The sequence below is a fragment of the Acidocella sp. genome (genome assembly GCF_028687955.1).
Lineage (GTDB): Bacteria > Pseudomonadota > Alphaproteobacteria > Acetobacterales > Acetobacteraceae > Acidocella.
This window is the reverse complement of record NZ_JAQTZC010000041.1, coordinates 1-20,214: the sequence shown is the minus strand read 5'-3', so window position 1 is coordinate 20,214 and position 20,214 is coordinate 1. Positions and strand designations below refer to the sequence as shown.

General features: G+C 62.4%; 19 protein-coding genes and 1 pseudogene. 7 read left to right on the top strand and 13 right to left on the bottom strand.

Going from position 1 to position 20,214, the window contains the following annotated elements:
- The 4 genes from PHE40_RS07035 to PHE40_RS07020 all read left to right on the top strand — a co-directional run.
- The coding region (locus tag PHE40_RS07035; protein WP_299960007.1) for a type II toxin-antitoxin system VapC family toxin at positions 1-222 on the top strand (222 nt) is incomplete at its 5' end.
- A 227-nt stretch (positions 223-449) separates the two neighbouring features.
- Positions 450-2,129, top strand: coding sequence for an energy-dependent translational throttle protein EttA (gene ettA, locus PHE40_RS07030; protein ID WP_299960004.1), 1,680 nt, complete (start codon positions 450-452; stop codon positions 2,127-2,129).
- Between the two features lie 46 nt (positions 2,130-2,175).
- Positions 2,176-2,700, top strand: a complete 525-nt coding sequence (locus tag PHE40_RS07025; protein ID WP_299960001.1) for a GNAT family N-acetyltransferase — start codon at positions 2,176-2,178, stop codon at positions 2,698-2,700.
- Between the two features lie 27 nt (positions 2,701-2,727).
- Positions 2,728-3,057: a hypothetical protein gene (locus tag PHE40_RS07020; protein ID WP_299959998.1), complete on the top strand. Its 330-nt coding sequence runs from the start codon at positions 2,728-2,730 to the stop codon at positions 3,055-3,057.
- Here PHE40_RS07020 and PHE40_RS07015 read toward each other — a convergent pair.
- On the bottom strand, positions 3,034-3,366 hold the full coding sequence (locus tag PHE40_RS07015) for a hypothetical protein (RefSeq protein ID WP_299959995.1): 333 nt from the start codon (positions 3,364-3,366) through the stop codon (positions 3,034-3,036). The genes PHE40_RS07020 and PHE40_RS07015 overlap by 24 nt on opposite strands.
- 56 nt (positions 3,367-3,422) lie before the next feature.
- Between PHE40_RS07015 and metH the strand changes: the two genes are divergently transcribed.
- A complete protein-coding gene (gene metH, locus PHE40_RS07010) occupies positions 3,423-6,908 on the top strand; it encodes a methionine synthase (protein ID WP_299959992.1) in 3,486 nt (1,161 codons plus the stop codon).
- Positions 6,909-6,974: 66 nt separating this feature from the next.
- Here the strand turns inward: metH and pstA are convergent, their stop codons facing one another.
- The 12 genes from pstA to PHE40_RS06950 form a co-directional block, all read right to left on the bottom strand.
- On the bottom strand, positions 6,975-7,808 hold the full coding sequence (pstA, locus tag PHE40_RS07005) for a phosphate ABC transporter permease PstA (RefSeq protein ID WP_299959990.1): 834 nt from the start codon (positions 7,806-7,808) through the stop codon (positions 6,975-6,977).
- Between the two features lie 19 nt (positions 7,809-7,827).
- Positions 7,828-8,745 carry a phosphate ABC transporter permease subunit PstC gene (pstC, locus tag PHE40_RS07000; protein ID WP_299959987.1) on the bottom strand — a complete coding sequence of 306 codons (918 nt, stop codon included), beginning with the start codon at positions 8,743-8,745 and terminating at the stop codon, positions 7,828-7,830.
- A gap of 100 nt (positions 8,746-8,845) precedes the next feature.
- Positions 8,846-9,907 (bottom strand): phosphate ABC transporter substrate-binding protein PstS, encoded by a 1,062-nt coding sequence (gene pstS / locus PHE40_RS06995; protein WP_299959984.1) that lies wholly within the window; start codon positions 9,905-9,907, stop codon positions 8,846-8,848.
- Between the two features lie 210 nt (positions 9,908-10,117).
- Positions 10,118-10,774: a dienelactone hydrolase family protein gene (locus tag PHE40_RS06990; RefSeq protein WP_299959982.1), complete on the bottom strand. Its 657-nt coding sequence runs from the start codon at positions 10,772-10,774 to the stop codon at positions 10,118-10,120.
- A 28-nt stretch (positions 10,775-10,802) separates the two neighbouring features.
- Positions 10,803-11,282, bottom strand: a complete 480-nt coding sequence (locus PHE40_RS06985) for an RNA pyrophosphohydrolase (RefSeq protein WP_299959979.1) — start codon at positions 11,280-11,282, stop codon at positions 10,803-10,805.
- Positions 11,283-11,298: 16 nt separating this feature from the next.
- Positions 11,299-12,651: a S41 family peptidase gene (locus tag PHE40_RS06980; protein WP_299959977.1), complete on the bottom strand. Its 1,353-nt coding sequence runs from the start codon at positions 12,649-12,651 to the stop codon at positions 11,299-11,301.
- A gap of 85 nt (positions 12,652-12,736) precedes the next feature.
- Positions 12,737-13,867, bottom strand: a complete 1,131-nt coding sequence (locus PHE40_RS06975; protein ID WP_299959974.1) for a murein hydrolase activator EnvC — start codon at positions 13,865-13,867, stop codon at positions 12,737-12,739.
- Positions 13,864-15,378, bottom strand: coding sequence for a 2,3-bisphosphoglycerate-independent phosphoglycerate mutase (gpmI, locus tag PHE40_RS06970; RefSeq protein ID WP_299959971.1), 1,515 nt, complete (start codon positions 15,376-15,378; stop codon positions 13,864-13,866). Before gpmI ends, PHE40_RS06975 begins: the two co-directional genes overlap by 4 nt.
- A gap of 85 nt (positions 15,379-15,463) precedes the next feature.
- A complete protein-coding gene (locus tag PHE40_RS06965) occupies positions 15,464-15,922 on the bottom strand; it encodes a 23S rRNA (pseudouridine(1915)-N(3))-methyltransferase RlmH (RefSeq protein WP_299959968.1) in 459 nt (152 codons plus the stop codon).
- The gene (gene rsfS / locus PHE40_RS06960; RefSeq protein WP_299959965.1) at positions 15,923-16,351 is read right to left on the bottom strand and encodes a ribosome silencing factor; all 429 of its coding nucleotides are present in this window, start codon (positions 16,349-16,351) and stop codon (positions 15,923-15,925) included. It lies immediately after the preceding gene.
- A 98-nt stretch (positions 16,352-16,449) separates the two neighbouring features.
- Positions 16,450-17,052, bottom strand: a complete 603-nt coding sequence (locus tag PHE40_RS06955) for a nicotinate-nucleotide adenylyltransferase (protein WP_299960010.1) — start codon at positions 17,050-17,052, stop codon at positions 16,450-16,452.
- Positions 17,052-18,314 carry a glutamate-5-semialdehyde dehydrogenase gene (locus PHE40_RS06950; RefSeq protein ID WP_299959962.1) on the bottom strand — a complete coding sequence of 421 codons (1,263 nt, stop codon included), beginning with the start codon at positions 18,312-18,314 and terminating at the stop codon, positions 17,052-17,054. The genes PHE40_RS06955 and PHE40_RS06950 overlap by 1 nt, the downstream gene beginning before the upstream one ends.
- 60 nt (positions 18,315-18,374) lie before the next feature.
- On the opposite strand from PHE40_RS06950, the gene mutT reads away from it, so the two are divergent.
- Together mutT and PHE40_RS06940 are read left to right on the top strand one after the other, a co-directional pair.
- Complete coding sequence (gene mutT, locus PHE40_RS06945) at positions 18,375-19,373, top strand: 8-oxo-dGTP diphosphatase MutT (RefSeq protein ID WP_299959960.1); 999 nt, start codon at positions 18,375-18,377, stop codon at positions 19,371-19,373.
- A pseudogene (locus PHE40_RS06940) lies at positions 19,370-20,122 on the top strand (competence/damage-inducible protein A). Before mutT ends, PHE40_RS06940 begins: the two are co-directional and overlap by 4 nt.
- Positions 20,123-20,214 lie beyond the last annotated feature (92 nt).

Below are 20,214 nucleotides of genomic sequence, written 5' to 3'. Positions count from 1 at the left end.
CTCAGAATTCAGGAACTCTTGATCGAGGCGGGTGTCACGCTGGTGCCAATGGATGCCAGAACCGCTAGTCTGGCCGTGAGAGCGTTCGCCGACTATGGCACAGGCCGGGGCCATCCTGCCCAGCTCAATCTAGCCGACTGCCTTTCTTACGCCTGCGCCAAGGTACAAGGCATCCCGCTTCTCTATAAGGGGAAAGATTTCTCGCGCACGGATTTAGGCTGAGTTTGAGGCGCCGATCAAGGCCTGTAACTGGGACCGGAGTTGTGCCAATACCGGCGCCATGTGGATCCACTCGTCAAACCCGCCCCCTGGCGGGCACCTCGCTGAAGGGCCTCCGGCCCGCGCGATGGCTATCGAAGCCGTTCGGCAGCAGAGATCATTGCATTTTCGATCTGCACAACTCCCGCACAACTTGAAAATCGCATAAATTACCCAAGGAATTCAGAAAGATGGCCGCTTATCAATATGTTTATGTCATTAAAGATCTCACCAAGGCTTTTCCGGGCGGGCGGGAGGTGTTCAAGGGCATCACGCTTTCGTTCCTGCCGGGTGTGAAGATCGGCGTGCTGGGCGTGAACGGCGCGGGTAAGTCCACGTTGCTGAAGATCATGGCCGGGATCGACAAGGAGTTTGGTGGCGAGGCCTGGGCGGCGGAAGGCGCGCGCGTGGGCTATCTGGCGCAGGAGCCGCATCTCGACCCGAACAAGACCGTGGGCGAGAACGTCGCGGAGGCATTTGCCGAATTGCGCGGCGCCCTGGGCCGTTTCAACGCCATTTCGGAAGAATTCGCCGAGCCGATGGATGATGCGAAGATGGACGCGCTGCTGGCCGAGCAGGCGAGCTTGCAGGAAAAGATCGACGCTGAGGATGGCTGGGACCTCGACCGGCGCATTGAGATCGCGCTCGACGCGCTGCGCTGCCCGTCGCCGGATGCTCCGGTTGGCCCGCTTTCCGGCGGGGAGCGCCGCCGTGTGGCGTTGTGCCGGCTGCTGCTGGAAAAGCCGGATATGCTGCTGCTCGATGAGCCAACCAACCATCTCGACGCGGAATCCGTGGCCTGGCTTGAGCGCACGCTGCAGAACTATACCGGCACCGTTATTCTCATCACCCATGACCGTTACTTCCTGGACAATGTGACCAACTGGATTTTGGAGATCGAGCGGGGCCGCGGTTATCCGTATGAAGGCAATTACTCGGCTTGGCTGGAGCAGAAGCGCAAGCGCTTGGCCCAGGAGGAGAAGGAAGAGTCATCGCGCCAGCGCGCGCTGGCCGAGGAGCAGGACTGGATTGCCTCCTCGCCAAAGGCCCGGCAGACGAAATCGCGCGCCCGTATTCAGCGCTATGAGGAAATGCTGCAGAAATCGCAGGAGCTGGCGACCGGGGTGGCGGAAATCGTTATTCCGCCAGGCCCGCGCCTGGGCGGAACGGTTATTGAGGCGATTGACCTTTGCAAGGGCTTTGGCAACCGTGAGTTGATCAATGGGCTTAACTTCAAGCTGCCGCCTGGTGGCATTGTCGGCGTGATCGGGCCCAACGGGGCGGGCAAGACCACGTTGTTCAAGATGATCACCGGGTTTGATAAGCCTGATTCCGGGTCTTTGAAGATCGGTGAAACGGTGAAGCTTGGTTATGTCGATCAGTCCCGCGACTCGCTGGACCCGGATAAAAACGTTTGGGAGGAAATCTCGGGCGGCACGGATGTGATTCATCTGGGTAAGCGCACCGTTGCCTCACGCGCCTATGTGGGGGCGTTCAATTTCAAAGGCTCGGATCAGCAGAAGAAAGTAGGGATTCTCTCCGGCGGTGAGCGCAACCGGGTGCATCTGGCGAAGATGCTGAAGACGGAAGCCAATGTCATCCTGCTCGATGAGCCGACCAACGATCTGGACGTGGATACCCTGCGCGCGCTGGAAGAGGCGTTGATGGAATTTCCCGGCTGCGCCGTTATCATCTCGCATGATCGCTGGTTCCTTGACCGTCTGGCCACGCATATTCTGGCGTTTGAGGGGGATTCCCATGTCGAGTGGTTCGAGGGGAACTTCCAGGCCTATGAGGAGGACAAGCGCCGCCGCCTGGGCCAGGATGCCGCCGAGCCGCACCGGATTAAATACCGGCCGCTGACCCGGTAGCCGCAACGGGAGCGCGCATGGGTGTGAGCCGGCAAAGCCCGTTGGCATGACCGCATTATCGGCTTGGTCCATGGTGACGGGGCGTTTGCGGATGACGCCGGTCGGATATTGGGACTTGCGGGATCTGGTCGCGTTGAAGGGTGATCCGCGGGCGTTTGCGCAGATGCTGGGCGGGGTGAGAGGCCCTGTGCAGGTTGCCGAGGAGCTGGCGCAGGATATTCAGGACTGGGGCCGCTTTGGTTATGGCATGTGGAGCGTGCGCGCGCTGCGGGGAAAATTTTTAGGCGTGACGGGGCTGATGCATCGGCCGGATGGCCGGGGCGTTGCGTTGCGCTTCGCCTTTTGGCCGGAGGCCCGCGGGGTTGGGCTGGCGAGCGAGGCGGCCGGGATGGCGTTGAATTACGCGCATGGCGTGGCGGGGCTGAGCCGTGTGGTCGCGGTGGCGCGGGAGGATAATTTCGCCTCCCGGATGGTGCTGGGCTCGATTGGCATGGCCGAGGTGGAGCGCTTTAGCCGTGAGGGCATCACCCGTGTTGTGTACCAGTCTGTTCGTAGCCCATCCGCTGGGTGAAATCTCCTTCATTCACATTTTTGTGCCTTGCGCGGCGGCTTGATTGCCTTGTTTAGTTACCCTGTGACACGCGAGGAACATACAGCCATCATCGAATTCATCGGTCGCGCCGTCGGCGGGGAACAGCCGCCGATGGATGTCGAGGCGGACGCAATCATCAGGGCTTTATTCAAGCGTAATCCCGATGCCGCGTACCGGGTGACGATGATGGCGATGGCGTTGGCCGCGCATTCTGCGGGCGTGAAGCCGGTTGAGCGGCCCCGGAGCAGAAGGTGGTTCACCATCTTGTTTGAACGGCGTGAGGCGGTGCGGGAACGGCGGGAACCGGAGATTTCATCGCACGTCATCCAGCTTTAATTTGAAGCGCGCGCGGGTGAGGACATCCTCAGCGAGGGCTGCGCGCACCGCGGCTTCGCCGGCAGGGGAAGCCAGAACCACCAGCCGGTTGAAATAAGGCGCCTTGCCGGTTGCCCGGTCCCGGAAGAGTTGCCCGAGGGCGGCGGCGGCGGGTCCACGCGGGGCGCAGCAAAAACAACCGGGGAAATGCCCGGGTTTTGCCAGGGCGAAGCGGGCGATATAGCCCTGTTTTGGCGGGTTCTGACCTTCTTCCAGCAATATAGCGTCGGTGGCGGCGGGGCTGCCCCCGCATAAAACTGGAATTTGCATGTGCATTACATTGTGCATTCTCTGGACTTGGGGGCAATCCGGTGTATCTGACAAGCATGTCCAGACCAAATTTATTAGAAGCCCTCGCCCGTAATGTCCTGCTCTGCGATGGCGGCATGGGATCGCGCGTGCAGGCGCTCACGCTTGATGTCGAAAAAGACTATTGGGACAAGGAGAACTGCACGGAGGTGCTGAACCTCTCCAGGCCGGATCTCGTGCGCGATATTCATCGCGGCTATTTTGAGGCCGGGTCCGACATGGTGCAGACCAACAGCTTTGGTGGCTCGCCGATTACGCTGGGCGAGTTTGAGCTTGAGGACCGGGCGTTCGAAATCAATAAAATTGCCGGTGAGCTGGCGCGCGAGGCCGCGGAGAGCTTTGCCGACGGGCGTACCCGCTATGTGGTTGGCAGCATCGGGCCGGGAACCAAGCTGCCGAGCCTGGGGAATATTGCCTATGACCCGCTGGAAGAGGCGCTGTTTGTGCAGTCCCAGGGGTTGCTGGCGGGCGGGGTGGATGCGATTCTGATTGAAACCTGCCAGGACACCTTGCAGATTAAAGCCGCGGTGAATGGGGCAAAGCGCGCCCTGACAAAGGCTGGCTCGGGGATTCCGATTTTTGTGCAGGTGACGGTGGAAACCACGGGCACGCTGCTGGTGGGGCCCGATATCGCGGCGGCGGCCACGGTGATTAACGCGCTTGACGTGCCGCTGATGGGGCTGAACTGCGCCACCGGGCCGCAGGAGATGGCCGAGCATGTGCGCTATCTCTCACAGAACTGGCCGGGGTTGATTTCCGTGCAGCCCAACGCCGGATTGCCGGAGCTGGTGGATGGCAAGACGAATTATCCGTTGGGCGGGCCTGAGATGGCCAGCTGGGTTGAGCGTTTTGTGGCCGAGGACGGGGTGAATCTGGTTGGCGGCTGCTGTGGCACGAGCATCCCGCATATCCAGGCGCTGGATGCGATGCTCAAGCGGCTGGGCAACCCGCGCCCGGCACCGATGGCGCGTAAATATTTCTGGGTGCCCTCGGTTGCCAGCCTGTATGGCGCCGTGCCGCTGCGCCAGGAGAACAGCTATTTTTCAATCGGTGAGCGCTGCAACGCCAATGGCTCGAAAAAATGGCGCGAATTGCAGGAAACCGGCGATTGGGACGGTTGCGTGGCGATGGGCCGCGAGCAGGTGGCCGAAGCCTCCAACGCGCTGGACATCTGCACGGCGTTTGTCGGCCGTAACGAGATTGCCGAGATGAATCAGGTGATTACGCGCTTCACCTCCTCGGTGAATGCGCCGTTGGTGATCGACTCGACGGAGACCCCGGTGATCGAGGCGGCGTTGAAGCTGCATGGCGGCAAGCCGATTATCAACTCGATCAATTTTGAGGATGGCGAGGGCCATGCCACGGAACGGTTGAAGCTGGCGAAGAAGTTCGGCGCGGCGGTGATCGCGCTGACCATCGACGAGGTGGGCATGGCGAAGTCGCCTGAGGACAAGCTGCGGATTGCCGCGCGTCTGGTGGATTTCGCGTGCAATAAATTCGGCCTGCCGCAGAGCGATCTGCTGATCGACCCGCTGACATTCACGATTGCCACCGGCAATGAGGATGACCGCAAGCTGGGGCAGTGGACGCTGGAGGGGATCAAGATGATCAGGGATGCGTTCCCTGATATTCAGATTATTCTGGGCCTTTCCAATATTTCCTTCGGCTTTAATCCAGCGGCCCGCGCGGTGCTGAACTCGGTGTTTCTTGATCATGCGGTGCGCGCGGGGATGACGGGCGCGATTGTGCATGTGTCGAAAATCCGCCCGCTGCACCTGATCGCGGCGGAGGAGGTGAAGGTTTGCGAGGACCTGATTTTTGACCGCCGGGCGGAGGGTTATGACCCACTGCAAAAGCTTCTGGAAATTTTTGCGGACCGCAAGGCGGCAGATGCAACCAAGAAGAAGCGTGCCGAGACGGTTGAAGGGCGGTTGAAGGACCGCATTGTGGACGGTGACCGCAAGGGGCTGAGCGATGAGCTTGACGAGGCGCTCAAGACCAACAAGCCGCTGGATATCATCAACAACATTCTGCTGGAGGGCATGAAGGTGGTTGGCGAGCTGTTCGGCGCGGGCAAGATGCAGTTGCCGTTCGTTTTACAGTCGGCGGAGACGATGAAGGCGGCGGTGGCGTATCTGGAGCCGATGATGGAGCGCGTGGCCGGTGAGGAACGCGGCATCATGGTGCTTGCCACGGTGAAGGGCGATGTTCACGATATTGGGAAAAACCTCGTCGATATTATTTTGACCAACAATGGGTACAAAGTGATTAACCTTGGCATCAAGGTGCCGCTGGCGGATATGGTGTTGGCCGCGAAGGAGCACAGGGCGCATGCGATTGGCATGTCCGGGCTGTTGGTGAAGTCCACCGTGGTGATGCGCGAAAATCTTGAGGAAATGTCCCGCCAGGGGTTGGAGATTCCGGTGATGCTGGGGGGCGCCGCGCTGACGCGCAACTATGTGGAAGAGGATTGCGTGGCGGCCTATTCGTCTGGCCGGGTTGCCTATGCGCGCGATGCCTTCGACGGGCTGCACCTGATGGATAAAGTGACCGGCAATGATTTCGACAATTATCTTGCCGTCATTCAGTCCAAGCGCAAAGGCAAGGCCCGCAACACCAAGCGCAAGCTGGGCGAGGCGGATGCGGCGGCGTTTGCGCCGGTGGATATTGGGGCTGTGCAGGCCCGCCGGCGGCGCCTGACGCGGGGCGAGCCGGTGATGACCCCGCCGTTCTGGGGGAGCAAGACCATTGAGGCGTCGACGAAGGCGATTGTGCCGTTTATCAACGAGCGGTCGCTGTTTCAGTTTCAATGGGGATTCCGCAAGCAAGGCAAGTCGCTTGAGGAGTTTTTGGCCTGGGCGCGCCAGGAGTTGCGGCCGGTTATGAAGCGGATGCTCGATCTTTGTGAAGCGGAGCAGATTTTGAAGCCTCAGGCGGTCTATGGTTATTGGAAGGCGGCAGGCCAGGGGAATGATCTGATTGTGTTTGCCGAGGACGGCAGGACAGAGGTGGCGCGCTTTAGCCTGCCGCGGCAGCCTAAGGAGGATGGCGAGTGTATCGCTGATTTTTTCCGGGACGTGGATGATGACGTGCGCGATGTCATCGGGTTGCAGGTTGTCACCGTGGGGCAGCGCGCCTCGGAAGTGGCGCGTGAATGGTTCGAAGCCAACCGGTATCAGGATTATTTATATCTGCACGGCCTTTCAGTTGAGATGGCGGAGGCGCTGGCGGAATATACGCATAAGCGGATTCGCGCCGAGCTTGGGTTCGCCGCCGAGGATGACCGGGATATGGAGAAGCTGCTGCAACAATCCTATCGGGGGTCGCGTTATTCGTTTGGGTATCCGGCTTGTCCGAAACTGGAGGATCAGGAGCAGCTGCTGCGCCTGCTCGATGTGGCGCGGATTGGTGTCTCGCTGTCCGATGAATATCAGTTGCACCCGGAACAATCGACGAGTGCGATTGTGGTGCTGAATTCCAGGGCTAAGTATTTCTCGGTATAGGGGGCGATGACTTCAGCTCTGCCCCGCCGCGGGGGGAGCTGAAGTCATCATCGGCGGGCATTGGGATCAGGTGAGCTTGGTGCGGCGGATGATCAGGCGCACGCCGATATTGATCGCGAGGACGACCAGCATGACCAGGAACGCGGCGGCGAAGGCCAGCGCGTGGGATCGGGCGTCCGGCTGGTCGATAAAGGTCCAGATGACGTAGGTGAGGTAGCCGATGGGCGCGTTGGTGAGCTTGCCGTTCCAGAGATAATTGGACCAGCCGGCGGTGTAGATGAGCGGCGCGGTCTCGCCCACGGAAATTGCCAATGCCAGCAGCGCGCCGGTGACGACGCCGGAGGTGGCGCCCGGCAGCACGATTTTGAAGACGACGGCGGGTTCGCTGGCGCCGAGGGCGAAGCCAGCTTCGCGCATGGTGTTGGGAACCTGGCGTAAGGCCAGCTCGGTGATGCGGGCGAGGTAGGGTACGATGAGGATGGCGATGGTGATGGCGGCGGCCAGTACCGAGAAATCCCAGCCCAGGGTGGTGACAAAGACGATGTAGGAGAAATAGCCGAGTACGATCGAGGGGGTGCCGGTTAGCACGTCCGACAAAAAGCGGATGATGTTGCCCAGCTTGTTGCTGCCGTATTCGGCGAGATAGATACCGGCGCCAACGCCGATGGGGACGGCGATGAGCATGCCGCCCGCCGAGATGACGAGTGTGCCCTCGATCGCGTTGAGCAGGCCGCCGGCGGTGCCGTTGGTCGTGGTCGTGAAAAGTTCGAGCGAGAAGGCCGAGATCCCGTTGAAGGCGACCACGCCGACAATGTCCAGCAATGGGCCGATGACAAGAAGCAGGCCGAGGCCGCAGGCGATCCACCCGATATGGCTGATAATCGCCCGGCGCAGCGCCAACGCCTGGAAACGGGGTTGGTTATTTATGGTTATGGACACTGAGCGCCCCCGAGGTAAGCAGTTTGGCGGTGGCGTTGACCGCCAGGGTGATGACGAACAGCACCAGTGCGATTTCCGCGAGCGAGCGCACGGCCATGTTGGTCGGGTCCGACTCGGCGCTGTCCAACTGGCTGACGATGAACGAGGCGATGGTGGATACCGGGGAGAACACACTGGTGGGCAGGATGTTGATGGCGCCGCCGGAGACCATGAGGACGGCCATGGTCTCGCCCAGAGCACGGCCAAGTGCCAGGACGATGCCGCCAATGAGCGTGGTGCGGACCATGGGCAGCATGACCTTGGACACCACCTCGAAATGCGTGGCGCCGAGCGCGAAGGCCGATTCACGATTTTCTATCCCGATTTGCATCAGCGAATCCAGCAGGGTGGTGGCGATGATCGGGGTGATCATCAACGCCAGGACGATGCTGGCCGCGAGCAGGCCGTAGCCGCTGCCGGAAGGGGCGAGATATTTTCCGATGAAGGGAACAAGAACGGCAACCCCCCAGAGGCCGAAGACGACCGAGGGAACCACGGCCACGAGCTCCACCAGCATGGAGAGAGCCGGGCGGATGGGAGGCATCCAGCGCGGGCGGGAGCGTTCCAGCTCGGGCACGGCCTCGGCCAGGAAGATGGCGGCGCCAACGCTGAGTGGCACGGCGATGAGAATGGCGATGAGCGAAGAGGCCAAGGTGCCGATAATGAAGACCAGAATGCCGTAATTGGCGCCGAGGGGAATCTGGATTCCGTTGATGGTCACGGGGTCACTATAGAGATTGCCCAAATTCCAGGTGATTCGGGAGAGAAAGCCAAGGCCGTTGAAAACGATTGCCTGCCCTGAGTAGATGATCAGAAATAAAACAACCGCGCAAAGTGCGGCAGGAATGAACAGGCTCAAACCAAGCAGGGACAAACGAAAGGGCCGGATTTTCATGGTCCACCGATGATTAGAAACAAAAACCCCTCCCGGCCAGGGCCGGAAGGGGCATTTTTGAAAATTAGTGGATTTTCGCGATCTGGGTCTTGGAGAGAGTCACGATCGCGGCGGGCAGCGGCAGGAAGTGAACCTGGGAGAGGTACTTCATGTCGTTGCCGGAGGTCAGCGCCCAGTTCAGGAAGGTTTTGACCGCGGTTGCGGTTTCAGCATTCGGCTGCGCGGTGTTGATGATCGCATATTCATAGTTGGCGATCGGGTAGGCATTGGCGCCGTGCGCGAAGATCATGCTGATGCGCTCGTCGGGCGGGGTCTGGGTCACGATGCTGTCCGCCGCGGTGCCGACGGTGGCGGCGGTGGGCAGCTCATAGTTGCCATCGGCATTTTTGAGTTTGGCAACGCCGAGGCCAGCCTTGGCGACCTGATCGGAGAAGCTGACGCCGATGTAGGCGATGGAGTAGGGGTTGGCGGCGGCGGCGGAGACCATGCCGGAGTTGCCGTTGGCGCCGATCCCGCCGGTGACAGCCGGCCAGGAGACGGCTGTGCCGTAATCAACGGTGTGGGCCCAGGCGGGAGTCGAGTCAGAGAGATACTGCGTGAAGATGAAGGTATCGCCCGAACCGTCAACACGGTGGATGGGGATGATCACATGTGCGGGCAGCTTAACGCCGGGGTTGGCGGCCTTGATCGCCTTGTCGTTCCACATGGTGATCTTGCCGGAATAGATGTCAGCCAGGATCGGGCCGGACAACTTGATGTTCTTGTCGTTCAGGCCGGGCAGGTTGAAGTTGATCGCCTGCGCGGAAATGGCCAGCGGGATGCTCAGCATGCCGGGATTTTTCTTGACGATGTTATCGGAGAGATAGGCATCGGAGGCGCCGATCTGCACCAGCCCCTTGATGGACTGCGCGATGCCGGCGCCCGAACCGGTGGAGGTGGTGGTGAGCTGGATGCCAGGGTTGGCGGCCGTGAAGTCAGGGACCCAGAGGTTGAACAGCGGGTACAGCAGGCTGGAGCCGGTCTCAACCAGCGTGGTGGCGGCATGAGCGGTGCTGGCCGCGCCCAGGGCGACGGCCAGAGCAAGAGCGGCGGCGCCGGAGTTGCGCAGTTTGGTGCTAAGTTTCACGTTCACGTTCCTTTTGTGATGTCCCCGAGTGGAGAGCCCTATCGGATAGCGGGATCACCCCGCATGGTCCTCGCAATAATTGAACAATGTGACAAAGGCGACGGGGGTTCGGTTGCAGTTTTATGACATTTAGGCGGCCGTCTGAGCACAGAATGAAATGTGCAAGGTTAGCACTGCCAATTTTCGTGATGCGGGGGTTTTGCCGGGCGATTAACGCAGATGTTCGGCAAAAAACGCCAAACTGCGGAGTTCGGCTAGCTCGCTATCGGCAGGGTTGTAGCTTGCGCGCGCCTCACAACCAAACCCATGCTGTGCGCCGGGGTAGACGAAGATCTCGACTTCTGGCCGCGCGGCTTTGATCGACTCGACATCGGAGAGGGGGATGCCTTTGTCCTCCGCGCCGAAATGCAGCTGGACCGGGCAGTTGGGCCTCAGGTGCCGTTGCGCGGCGATGCCGCTGCCATACCAGCCGATGGCGGCCTTGAAAGCCGTGCTTTTGGTTGCCCCCAGCCAGGCCAGCGAGCCACCCCAGCAGTAGCCGATAATGCCAACCGGTTTGCCGCCAAAGGCTGAGGCGGTGGCTAAAATATCAGCCAGAACCGCGGATTCGGGGATTTGGCTCCGCAGGTCGATACCTTTTTTGATGTCCTCTGGTTCGTAGCCAAGCTCGACTCCGCGTTCCGCGCGGTCAAACACCGCCGGGCAAATGACGCGGTAGCCAAACCCGGCCAGACGCTCGGAAATTAAACGCATATGTGCGTTGACGCCGAAAATTTCTTGCAGAACGATCAGCCCGCGTGGCGCGTTGACATTGCCGGCCTCGAAAACCGCAAACTTGTGCCCGTCGGAGGCGGTCAATTTCAGCATGAAGGACTCCTGTAATTATGAAATTATATTAAGGATGTGCGAGGTATGCGAAATCGCGCGCCAGGGTTTCGTAAATTTCCCGTTTGAAGGGGACGGCAAGGCTGGGCAGTTCGGCGAGTGGCACCCATTTCCAGGCGTCGAATTCAGGGTGGGTGTGGGCATCCAGCCGGACATCGGAGTCTTGTCCCAGAAACTTCAAGGCAAACCATTTCTGGCTTTGTCCGCGGTAGCGGCCCTGCCAGGTTTTGCGTTGCAGGCTTTTGGGGAAGTCATACTGCAACCAGCCTGGGTGTTCGCTCAGAATATCGGCGTCGGCGGTGCCGATTTCCTCCAGAAGCTCGCGCAAAACCGCCGTCTGCGGGTCTTCTCCCTCGTCAATTCCGCCTTGCGGCAACTGCCATGCGGCATTTGCCACGCCGGCGCGCCGGCCGACCAGCACGCGGCCATCTGGCCCGAACAGCACCGCGCCCACGTTCATCCGGTAAGGCAGGGACATCCAATCAGTCATGCGCGATCAGACCGGTTCAGTTGGCGGCGGTTGTTGTTTTGGGAGGCGACATCGCGGCGATGAGCTTGAGGCCCATCTGGAGCTGAAAATCGGTGGCCGGGTTGGCTGGGTCAAACGCTGGCCAGTTGGCAGGGGGCTTGTTGGGAATCGTGCTCGCGACGGCTGGCAGCGGCGGGGCCGGAGGCAGGGGAAGCGTTGATTGCCGGGTTGGGTTCGCGAAGGAGTTGAGTAGGTTGGTCTCACGCAATTGGGCAAAAGCATCCTGGGGCGTGCGTGTGTCAGATACAGTAACGTTCGGGGTAACGCCGTAGCCCTGGATGGATTTGCCCGAAGGGGTGAAATAGAGCGCTGTGGTGAGGCGCAGAGCGCCTTCATTGTCGATCGGCATGATGGTTTGCACGGAGCCTTTGCCGAAGGTCTTGGTCCCCAGGACCAAGGCGCGGCGATTTTGCTGCAGGGCGGCGGTTACAATTTCAGCCGCGGATGCGGTGCCCGCGTTGGTGAGGATGACGATGGGCGCGCCATTGGTGATATCGCCCTGCTGGGCATACCAGACCGCGTCGTCCTGCGCGTGGCGGCCATGGGTGGAGACAATTTCTCCGGAGTTGAGGAAATCATCGCTGACGGCGACGGCCTGATCGAGCAGGCCGCCGGGGTTGTCGCGCAGATCCAGGATATAGCCATGGATGTTGCCGTTAGCTTGTTTTTCGAGGGTTTTCACCGCCGATTGAATATGCCGGCCGGCGTTTTCATCAAAGCTGTCGAGCCGGATATAGCCGATCTGCCCGGCGGGCGTTGAGAAGATCCGGTCTTTCACGTCCTGGATTTTGATGATTTCACGCGTCAGGGTAACACGCACCGGTGTGCTGACGCCGTTGCGCTTGAGCGTGAGGGTGATCTCGGTTCCCGGAGCGCCGCGCATTTTGCTGACGGCCTCGTCAAGGCCGAGGCCGTCGGTCGACTGGCCGTTGATTTCAACGATGATGTCGCCGGGCTTGATGCCGGCGCGCGCACCGGGTGTGCCGTCAATCGGGGAGATGACCTTGAGGAAGCCGCTTGCCTGGGTGACCTCAAGCCCGAGTCCGCCAAACTGGCCGGTGGTCTGAACCTGCATGTCGGCGTATTGCTGCTGATTCATGTAGTTTGAATGCGGATCCAGCCCGGCCAGCATGCCGTTGACGGCATTGTAGATCAGCTTGTCGGACGGCGGGTCGACGACATAATTTTCTTTAACCTGGGTCAGTATGTCTCCGAACAGAGAAAGCTGCTGGTAGGTGCTGTCCTCGGAGGTGTTCTGACCCATGGCATGGTGCAAAGGCTGCGCCACCGTCCCGATGGCGAGGCCCGCCATGAAAATCCCGCTCAGCATTAATCCGCTACGCAACCGCATACGATATTTCCTTAAAACCAAACCGGAACACTCCGCCGGAACATTAGATAGCATACTCGGGTGATTATCCAGACCCGTTACCGGAAAGCCAGGCCGCCGGATTCACCGGCGCGCCGTTTCGTCTTAATTCCATGTAAAGAATTGGCTGATGCGCGGGGTCGGCCGGGTCGTAAGCCAGCATGGAGCCAACCGGCTGGCCGCGCGTGAGGTGCTGGCCTGTGCCGACGTCAAGCTGGTGCATGCCGGCCAGGACGATGCTGTTGCCGCCACCGCAATTGGCGATGAGCATGAGGCCGTAGGCCGGAAAAGGACCTGCAAACAAAACCGTGCCGCCGCATGGTGTGGTGACGCGCGCGCCCGGTGCCGCGCCATAGCTGATGCCCGTGGCGGGGCCAGCGGGCGTGGGGGCGCCGAAGGCCTGCACGATTTGCCCGGCGACCGGGGCGCCGCCGGTGCCCGCGGGCAGGCTGGCGGGTTGGGCGGCGGGGGTGTGTTTCATCAGGTTGGCAACCGCCTCAGCGATGCTGCTCAATTTGCGTTCCGCGGCGAGGCGTGCCTCGGTGGCGCGTGCCGCGGTATCGGCGTCGGCCATTTCAGTGGCTTTCGCGGCGTTGATCTGGGCGGTGAGTGCGGCCTCGGCGCGGGCTTGCGTGGTTGCGGCGGTGTTCAGCCGCGCCTGGGAGGCCTGGGCCTGCGCCAGCAGAACCGCAAGTTGTGCGGTTTGGCTTTTGACGTTCTGCGCCTGGGTAGCGATGGCGCCGGCCACGCCCTGCATGACGGCGATGCCCCGGACCGCATCCTGCGGTGATTGCGGCGCGGCCAGCATGGTGGCCGCGGGTTGGGTCTCAAGGTGGAGCATGACGGGAAGCAGTTTTGCCAGCGCGGCCTGGGCGGTGGCCAGGCGCTGGCCGGTGGCGGCCTGTGCCGCCTGGAGGCTGGCGAGTTGCTGCGCGTCCTGGCTGGTCTGGGTTTCTAGCTGGCGCAGCGCCGCCGCCGCGGCGACCTGCTGCTGTACGAGCAAAGCGGCCTTGGCGGCATCGGCCTGTTCACGTGCATGGGCGGCCTGCTCGGCTACGCGTTTTGCCTCCAGCGCGGCGCGCGCGTTGCGCAGCTGGCTGTTGTGGTCAATCTGCCCCGCCAGAGTGAGGGCGGGGCAGAGTGTTGCGAGCACGCAAAGGACGGCGAGGCGTTTCAACTGATCAGCGATTGGCCGCTCATCAGCGCGGGCTGTTCAATCCCTAGCAAAGCCAGGAGCGTGGGGGCGATATCAGCCAGGATGCCGTCGTGTAATTTGGCGCCCGGGGGCGCGCCCGCGCACAGAACCGGCACCGGATTGGTGGTGTGCGCGGTGTGCGGGCCGTGGGTCTCTGGGTCGTACATCATTTCGCAATTGCCGTGGTCGGCGGTGACCAGCAGGGCGCCGCCCTGGGCGGCGATGGCGTCCGCGATGACGCCCAGCCCGGCGTCCACGGCTTCCACGGCCTTGATCGCGGCACTGAGGATGCCGCTGTGGCCGACCATGTCCGGGTTGGCGAAGTTAAGCACGATGAGGTCGTATTTGCGCTCTTTGATCGCGGCGGCGGCCTTGGCGGCAAGTTCGGCGGCCGACATTTCCGGCTGGAGGTCGTAAGTGGCGACCTTGGGGGAGGGGATCATGATGCGGTCTTCGCCGGGGTAGGGCTCTTCCCGGCCGCCGTTGAAGAAGTAGGTGACGTGAGGGTATTTTTCCGTCTCGGCCATGCGGATCTGCTTCAGGCCCTTTTTCGAGACGACCTCGCCGAGCAGGTCGTCCATCCGTTCGGGCAAAAAGAGCGTCTGCATGAAGGGCGCCAGCGCGTCGCTATAGGCGGTCATGCCGGTGGCGGCGCTTAGTTTTGGCGCGGTCCTGGGGAAGCTATTGAAGGAGGGGTCCAGCAGGGCGGTCAGGATTTCCCGCACACGGTCAGCCCGGAAATTGAAGCAGAGGATACCATCGCCCTCCCGCATGCCTGCGTAGGCGCCAATGCGGGCTGGAAGCAGGAATTCATCAGTCAGGTTGGCGGCGTAGCTGGCTTTTATGGCCTCGGCGGCGGTTGCGAACGCCTCGCCCTTGCCGGAAACGATGAGGTCGTGGGCGCGCTGCACGCGCTCCCAGCGTTTATCGCGGTCCATGGCGTAGTAACGGCCGCAGATGGTGCCGATATGCGCGTGGCCGGCGATGGCGGCCTCGAACGCCGAGAGGTAGCCGGCACCGGATTGCGGCGGGGTGTCGCGCCCGTCCATCCAGGCGTGGATGATGACAGGGAGGCCCGCGCCGTGCAGGATTTTGGCCAGGGCCGCGGCTTGATCCTGGTGGGAATGTACGCCGCCCGGGGAGAGCAGGCCCATGAGATGCGCGGTGCCGCCGGTTTGCTTCAGCGCCGCGATGAAGGCCAGAAGCGCGGGGTTTTTCGCCAGTGAACCGTCGGCGATGGCGGTGTCGATGCGCGGGAGTTCCTGCATCACCACACGCCCGGCGCCGATGTTCAGATGCCCGACCTCGGAGTTGCCCATCTGCCCTTCAGGCAGGCCAACGGCGAGGCCGCTGGTGCGCAGAAAGGCATGCGGCGCGTTTGCCCACAGACGGTCAAAATTAGGGAGCTTCGCCTGGGCGATGGCGTTGTTTTCCGGGTTTTCGTTCCAACCGAAACCATCGAGAATGACAAGTGCTACGGGTTTGGTAGGCATGGCGGCTCCTCAATGACGCGGTATGGTTGGTATCAATAGGCAATCCGGCACCGCTTTACCAAGGGGGGCGTGCATTTTTACAGGCTCAGGGCCGCCCGGCGCGGTGGTAGGGATGGCCGGCGGTAATCATCTGCGCGCGGTAGATCTGCTCGGCCAGCATGGGGCGGACCAGCATATGCGGCCAGGTGAGGTTGCCAAGGCTGAGCCGGGCCCCGGCACGGGAGATCACGACGGCGTCCAGCCCTTCCGCGCCGCCGATGACGAAGGCCAGCTTTTTGCTTTGCTCGCTCCATCTGGCGAGAAGTTTGGCCAGTTCGGGGCTGCCTGGGGCCACGCCGCCGGAGTCCAGCGCGATGACGAATTCATCGGGTTTGATGGTGTTCAGGATGGTTAAGGCTTCCCGGCGCTTGATCTCGGCCGGGTTGCCAAAGCCATCCTGAAGTTCCACCAGGCTGAGCGTTGGTTTTATTCGTGCGGCATAGCGGCGCAGCAGCTCGGATTCAGGCGCGCTGGCGCTGGATTTGCCGATGGCGATCAGCCGCAATCAGGCCTCCGTTTCGCCGCCGTCTTCGTCTAGTTCGGAGCTCCACATTTTCTCCAGGGCATAGAGCGTGCGCGACTCCGGCTTGAAGAGGTGGACGATGATGTCCCCTGCGTCGATCAGCACCCAGTCGGTGCCGCCGGCACCCTCCACGCGGGTTTTTTTGAAGCCGGCTTCCACCAGTTTCTCGTTCAAATGCGTTGCCATGGCGGAAATCTGCCGGTCAGCGAGGCCTGTGGCGATGACCATGCGGTCAGCGAAGCTGGCGCGGCCGGCGAGGTCGATGGCGACCACATCCTCCGCTTTGTCATCCTCCAGGCTGCTGACGATGACCGCCTGCATGCGGTCCAACTCAGGCCCGGTGACTTTTGGTTCGGCTTTTTTGCGGCGTGGGCCGGCAATGCTGGCTTTTTTGCGCGGCGTGCCGGGCATGGCGGGTAGGGATTCCGCCGGGGCGGGTTTGGGGGTGCGCTTGCGCGGGGCGGCGGCGGTGGTGCTGCGGGGGGCCGGCTTGCGTGCGGGTGGGCGGACTATGGCAGTGCTCCTTCAATGGTATTTCGCAAGGCGGTGGCAGAGGCGGGATGCTCCTTCACCGGGAGCAGAATCCAAGAGGGTGCCGCTGCCGACGCCAGACATAGACCAGAGCGCGCCGGAAGGCGACCTTTCTTGAAACGTGCCGCCACCGGGCTGGCCAGGGCGCTCCGGGTGGCGCCGGGGCGGGGGAGGACCAGCATCGGCATGGTGTGGACGATACGCAGCCAATTTTTCCAGAGCGGCAATTGGCGCAGGTTGTCGGCCCCCATCAGCCAGACAAACTTTATGCTGGGAAACCGGCGCGAGATTTCTCTCATGGTGTCGGCGGTGTAGCGCGTGCCTAGCTGCTGCTCGATGCCGGTGGCGATGATCCGCCGCCCGTCGGCAAGGCGCCGCGCGGTGGCGAGGCGGGCCGCGAATGGCGCCATGCCGCGCTGGGGCTTCAGTGGATTGCCGGGGGAGACCATGAGCCAGAGCTGGTCCAGGCCGAGGTGGACCATGGCCTGGCGCGCGACGTGCAGGTGTCCTTCATGCGCCGGGTTGAACGAGCCGCCGAGCAGGCCGACGCGCAGGGCGTAGCGGTGGCCGAACCGCGGGATCAGGGGCGCACCTGCCCGGTGCCGCGGATTACGTACCGAAAGGTGGTGAGTTGCTCGGGCCCGACCGGGCCGCGCGCATGGATACGCCCGGTGGCGATGCCGATTTCCGCGCCGAAGCCGAATTCTCCGCCGTCGCAGAACTGGGTGGAGGCATTCCACAGGCTGACCGCGCTGCTGACGTTCTTCAGGAAATATTCCGCCGCCGCGCTGTCCTGCGTGATGATGGCGTCGGTATGTTCGCTGCCGTGTCGGGTGATGTGGGTGAGAGCCTCCTCGACGCCTTCGACAATTTTGATGTTCAGGACGGCATCGAGCCATTCGGTGTCGAAATCATGCGCGGTGGCGGCCTGGAGCGATGTGACAATGGCGCGGGCTTTTTCATCGGCGCGGAAGCCGCACCCGAGGGCTGCTAGATCTGCGGTGAGCAGAGGCAGCAGGGTAGGGGCGATGGCGGCGTCCAGAAGTAGTGTTTCAGTGGCGCCGCAGATGCCGGTGCGGCGCATTTTGGCATTGGCCAGGATGCTGCGCGCCATTTCAAAGTCAGCCGCGGCGTGGATGTAGGTGTGGTTGAGGCCCTCGGCATGGGCGAGGACGGGCACCCGCGCGTCGCGCTGCACGCGCTCGACCAGGGATTTGCCGCCGCGGGGGATGATGAGGTCGATAAAGCCGGAAGCAGCGAGCATGGCGGCGACGAACCCGCGGTCCGTGCTGGGGGCGATCTGCACGCAATCATCGGGCAGGCCGGCGGCGCGCAGGCCGGAGGTGATGGCGGCATGGATGGCGCCGGCGGAATAGAAGCTCTCCGACCCGCCGCGAAGCAAAATGGCGTTGCCGGATTTGAGCGCGATGGCGGCGGCGTCCGCGCCGACATTGGGGCGGCTCTCATAGATCATGCCCAGTACACCGAGCGGCTGGGCGATCCGGCTGATGACCAGGCCGTTCGGGCGGGTCCATTGCGCCAGGGTGCGGGCAAGCGGGTCTGGCAGGGCGGCAACCTCTTCCAGCCCGCGGGCCATCGCCTCCATCCGGGCGGGGTTGAGCATCAGGCGGTCGCCAAAGGCGGAGGTGCCTGAAAAACTCTGCATGTCGCGCCCGTTGGCCTGGAGGATTTGCGGCGCGGCGGCGCGCAGAGCCGCGGCGGCCTGGGTGAGAGCCTGGTTGCGGGCCTGCGCCTGCGTGCGGGCCAGAATGGCGGCGGCGGCGCGGGCCTTGGCCCCGATGCGGGACATCGCTTGGGTAAAAATATCAGTTTCAGCGTTCATGCGTGGTATCGTTGCCGAGTCCTGGCGGGAAGATCAACTGCGCGCTAATCTTGGCGGGACATGCCAGACCTCCTCGATTCGCTGATGCCAGATACACAGGCCCTCGCGGGGCCATTGCTGCGTACTTCACGCCTCACCCTGCGCCCTTTGGCGGCGGAGGATGTGGCGGTGTTCCACCGGCTGATCAACGATTGGGAGATTTGCCGCAGGCTGCCTGACGCACCGTTTCCGTATCCGGCGGATCTCGCGGCGGCGTGGATCGCGGCGGCGGCGGCCGACCGGCTGGCAGGCAGGGCCGAACAGTTCGCGCTGGTGGATGAGGCCACGGGGGAGATGATCGGCTGCGCCGGGCTGCGCATGGGCAAGGGCCATAAAGCAGCCGATCTGGGCTATTGGCTGGGCCGCGCTTTCTGGGGGCAGGGTTACGGGCTGGAAGCGGCGCGCCGGTTGGTGGAATGGGCGTTTGCCGCTTTTGCGATCATGCGGCTCACAGCCACGGTGGCGGCGGATAACGATGCCTCCGCCGCTTTGCTGCAGCGGGTTGGGTTTTTGCCGTCGGGCAAGGGGGGGCAGGTTTTTATGTGCCGGCCGGGGCAAAAACTGCCGGTGAAGCATTTTGCGCTGGAACGCGAGGCGCCCGCGGCGGCTGTGCCGAAAAAAAACGCCGTGCTGTTGGTGGTCGCCGTGGCGCTGATTGATGCACAGGGACGGATTTTGCTTGCCCGCCGCCCGGAAGGGAAAAAGATGGCGGGGATGTGGGAGTTTCCGGGCGGCAAGGTGGAAGCCGGGGAGACGCCGGAGGCGGCGCTGGTGCGCGAGCTGCGCGAGGAGCTGGGGATTGAGGCCGCCGCAAGTGATCTTGCGCCGTTTGTGTTCGCCTCGCACCCTTATGAGAACTTCCATTTGCTGATGCCGGTGTTTTTGTGCCGCCGTTGGAATGGGACGCCTCACCCCAGGGAGGGCCAGGCCCTGGCCTGGGTGGCGCCGGAGCGCCTGGTGGAATATCCTATGCCGCCGGCCGACAGGCCGCTGATCCCCATGCTGAGAGATTTTTTATGAGTAATCCCACCGCCGCGATTTTGATCATTGGCAATGAAATTCTCTCTGGACGCACGCAGGATGAGAATGTCCGCTTCATTGCCAGGCGGTTGGCGGAGCTGGGTATAAAGCTGCAAGAGGTCCGGGTGATTCCGGATGTGCCGGTTCGGATTATCGGCGCGGTGAACGAATTGCGCGCCGCCTACGATGTTTTGCTCACTACCGGCGGCATCGGCCCGACGCATGACGATATCACCAGTGAATGTGTAGCGGCGGCCTTTGGCGTGCCGTGGGAGCCGCATGCCCCGACCTTCGAGCAGATGCGCGAGCGCATGGGCGAAAAATTCAACGCCGCCCGGCAGCGCATGGCGACGATGCCGCGCGGCGCGAAGCCCATTGCCAATTCAGTGTCACTGGCGCCGGGCTTCAGCATCGGCAATGTGCATGTCATGGCCGGGGTGCCGAGAATTATGCAGGCCATGATGATGGCGCTGGAGCCGGAACTACCGCGCGGGGCGCCGATCGAGATGCGTACCGTGTACGCCATGGGTGTGATGGAAGGCAGTATCGCCGCGGCGCTTTCGGAGATTCAGGCGCGCTTCCCGGCGGTTGATATTGGCAGCTATCCGTTCCGCCGGGAGGCCGGCTGGGGGGTCGCGATTGTCGCCAAGGGGACGGATGTGGCGGAGCTGTAGGAAGTCATCGCGCAGGCAACAGATTTGCTGGCGACGCAGGACACGCTGCCGGTTCAGGGAGAACCGGCGGCATAGTCCTGGAGTATCCGTTTAAGGCTCTTGGGCGCGAGCGCCACGAATTGCGTCATACCAGGATAGGTAGGTGGTTAGCCTGAATCAACAATTGA

What these genes read in the sequence shown, in the direction of transcription:
- PHE40_RS06950 (WP_299959962.1), bottom strand. Translation starts at nt 18,314, where the DNA reads ATGAACGCTGAAACTGATATTTTTACCCAAGCGATGTCCCGCATCGGG.
- gpmI (WP_299959971.1), bottom strand. Translation starts at nt 15,378, where the DNA reads ATGCCTACCAAACCCGTAGCACTTGTCATTCTCGATGGTTTCGGTTGG.
- PHE40_RS07015 (WP_299959995.1), bottom strand. Translation starts at nt 3,366, where the DNA reads ATGCAAATTCCAGTTTTATGCGGGGGCAGCCCCGCCGCCACCGACGCT.
- PHE40_RS06990 (WP_299959982.1), bottom strand. Translation starts at nt 10,774, where the DNA reads ATGCTGAAATTGACCGCCTCCGACGGGCACAAGTTTGCGGTTTTCGAG.
- rsfS (WP_299959965.1), bottom strand. Translation starts at nt 16,351, where the DNA reads ATGCCCGGCACGCCGCGCAAAAAAGCCAGCATTGCCGGCCCACGCCGC.
- metH (WP_299959992.1), top strand. Translation starts at nt 3,423, where the DNA reads ATGTCCAGACCAAATTTATTAGAAGCCCTCGCCCGTAATGTCCTGCTC.
- mutT (WP_299959960.1), top strand. Translation starts at nt 18,375, where the DNA reads ATGCCAGACCTCCTCGATTCGCTGATGCCAGATACACAGGCCCTCGCG.
- PHE40_RS06985 (WP_299959979.1), bottom strand. Translation starts at nt 11,282, where the DNA reads ATGACTGATTGGATGTCCCTGCCTTACCGGATGAACGTGGGCGCGGTG.
- PHE40_RS06980 (WP_299959977.1), bottom strand. Translation starts at nt 12,651, where the DNA reads ATGCTGAGCGGGATTTTCATGGCGGGCCTCGCCATCGGGACGGTGGCG.
- ettA (WP_299960004.1), top strand. Translation starts at nt 450, where the DNA reads ATGGCCGCTTATCAATATGTTTATGTCATTAAAGATCTCACCAAGGCT.
- PHE40_RS07025 (WP_299960001.1), top strand. Translation starts at nt 2,176, where the DNA reads ATGACCGCATTATCGGCTTGGTCCATGGTGACGGGGCGTTTGCGGATG.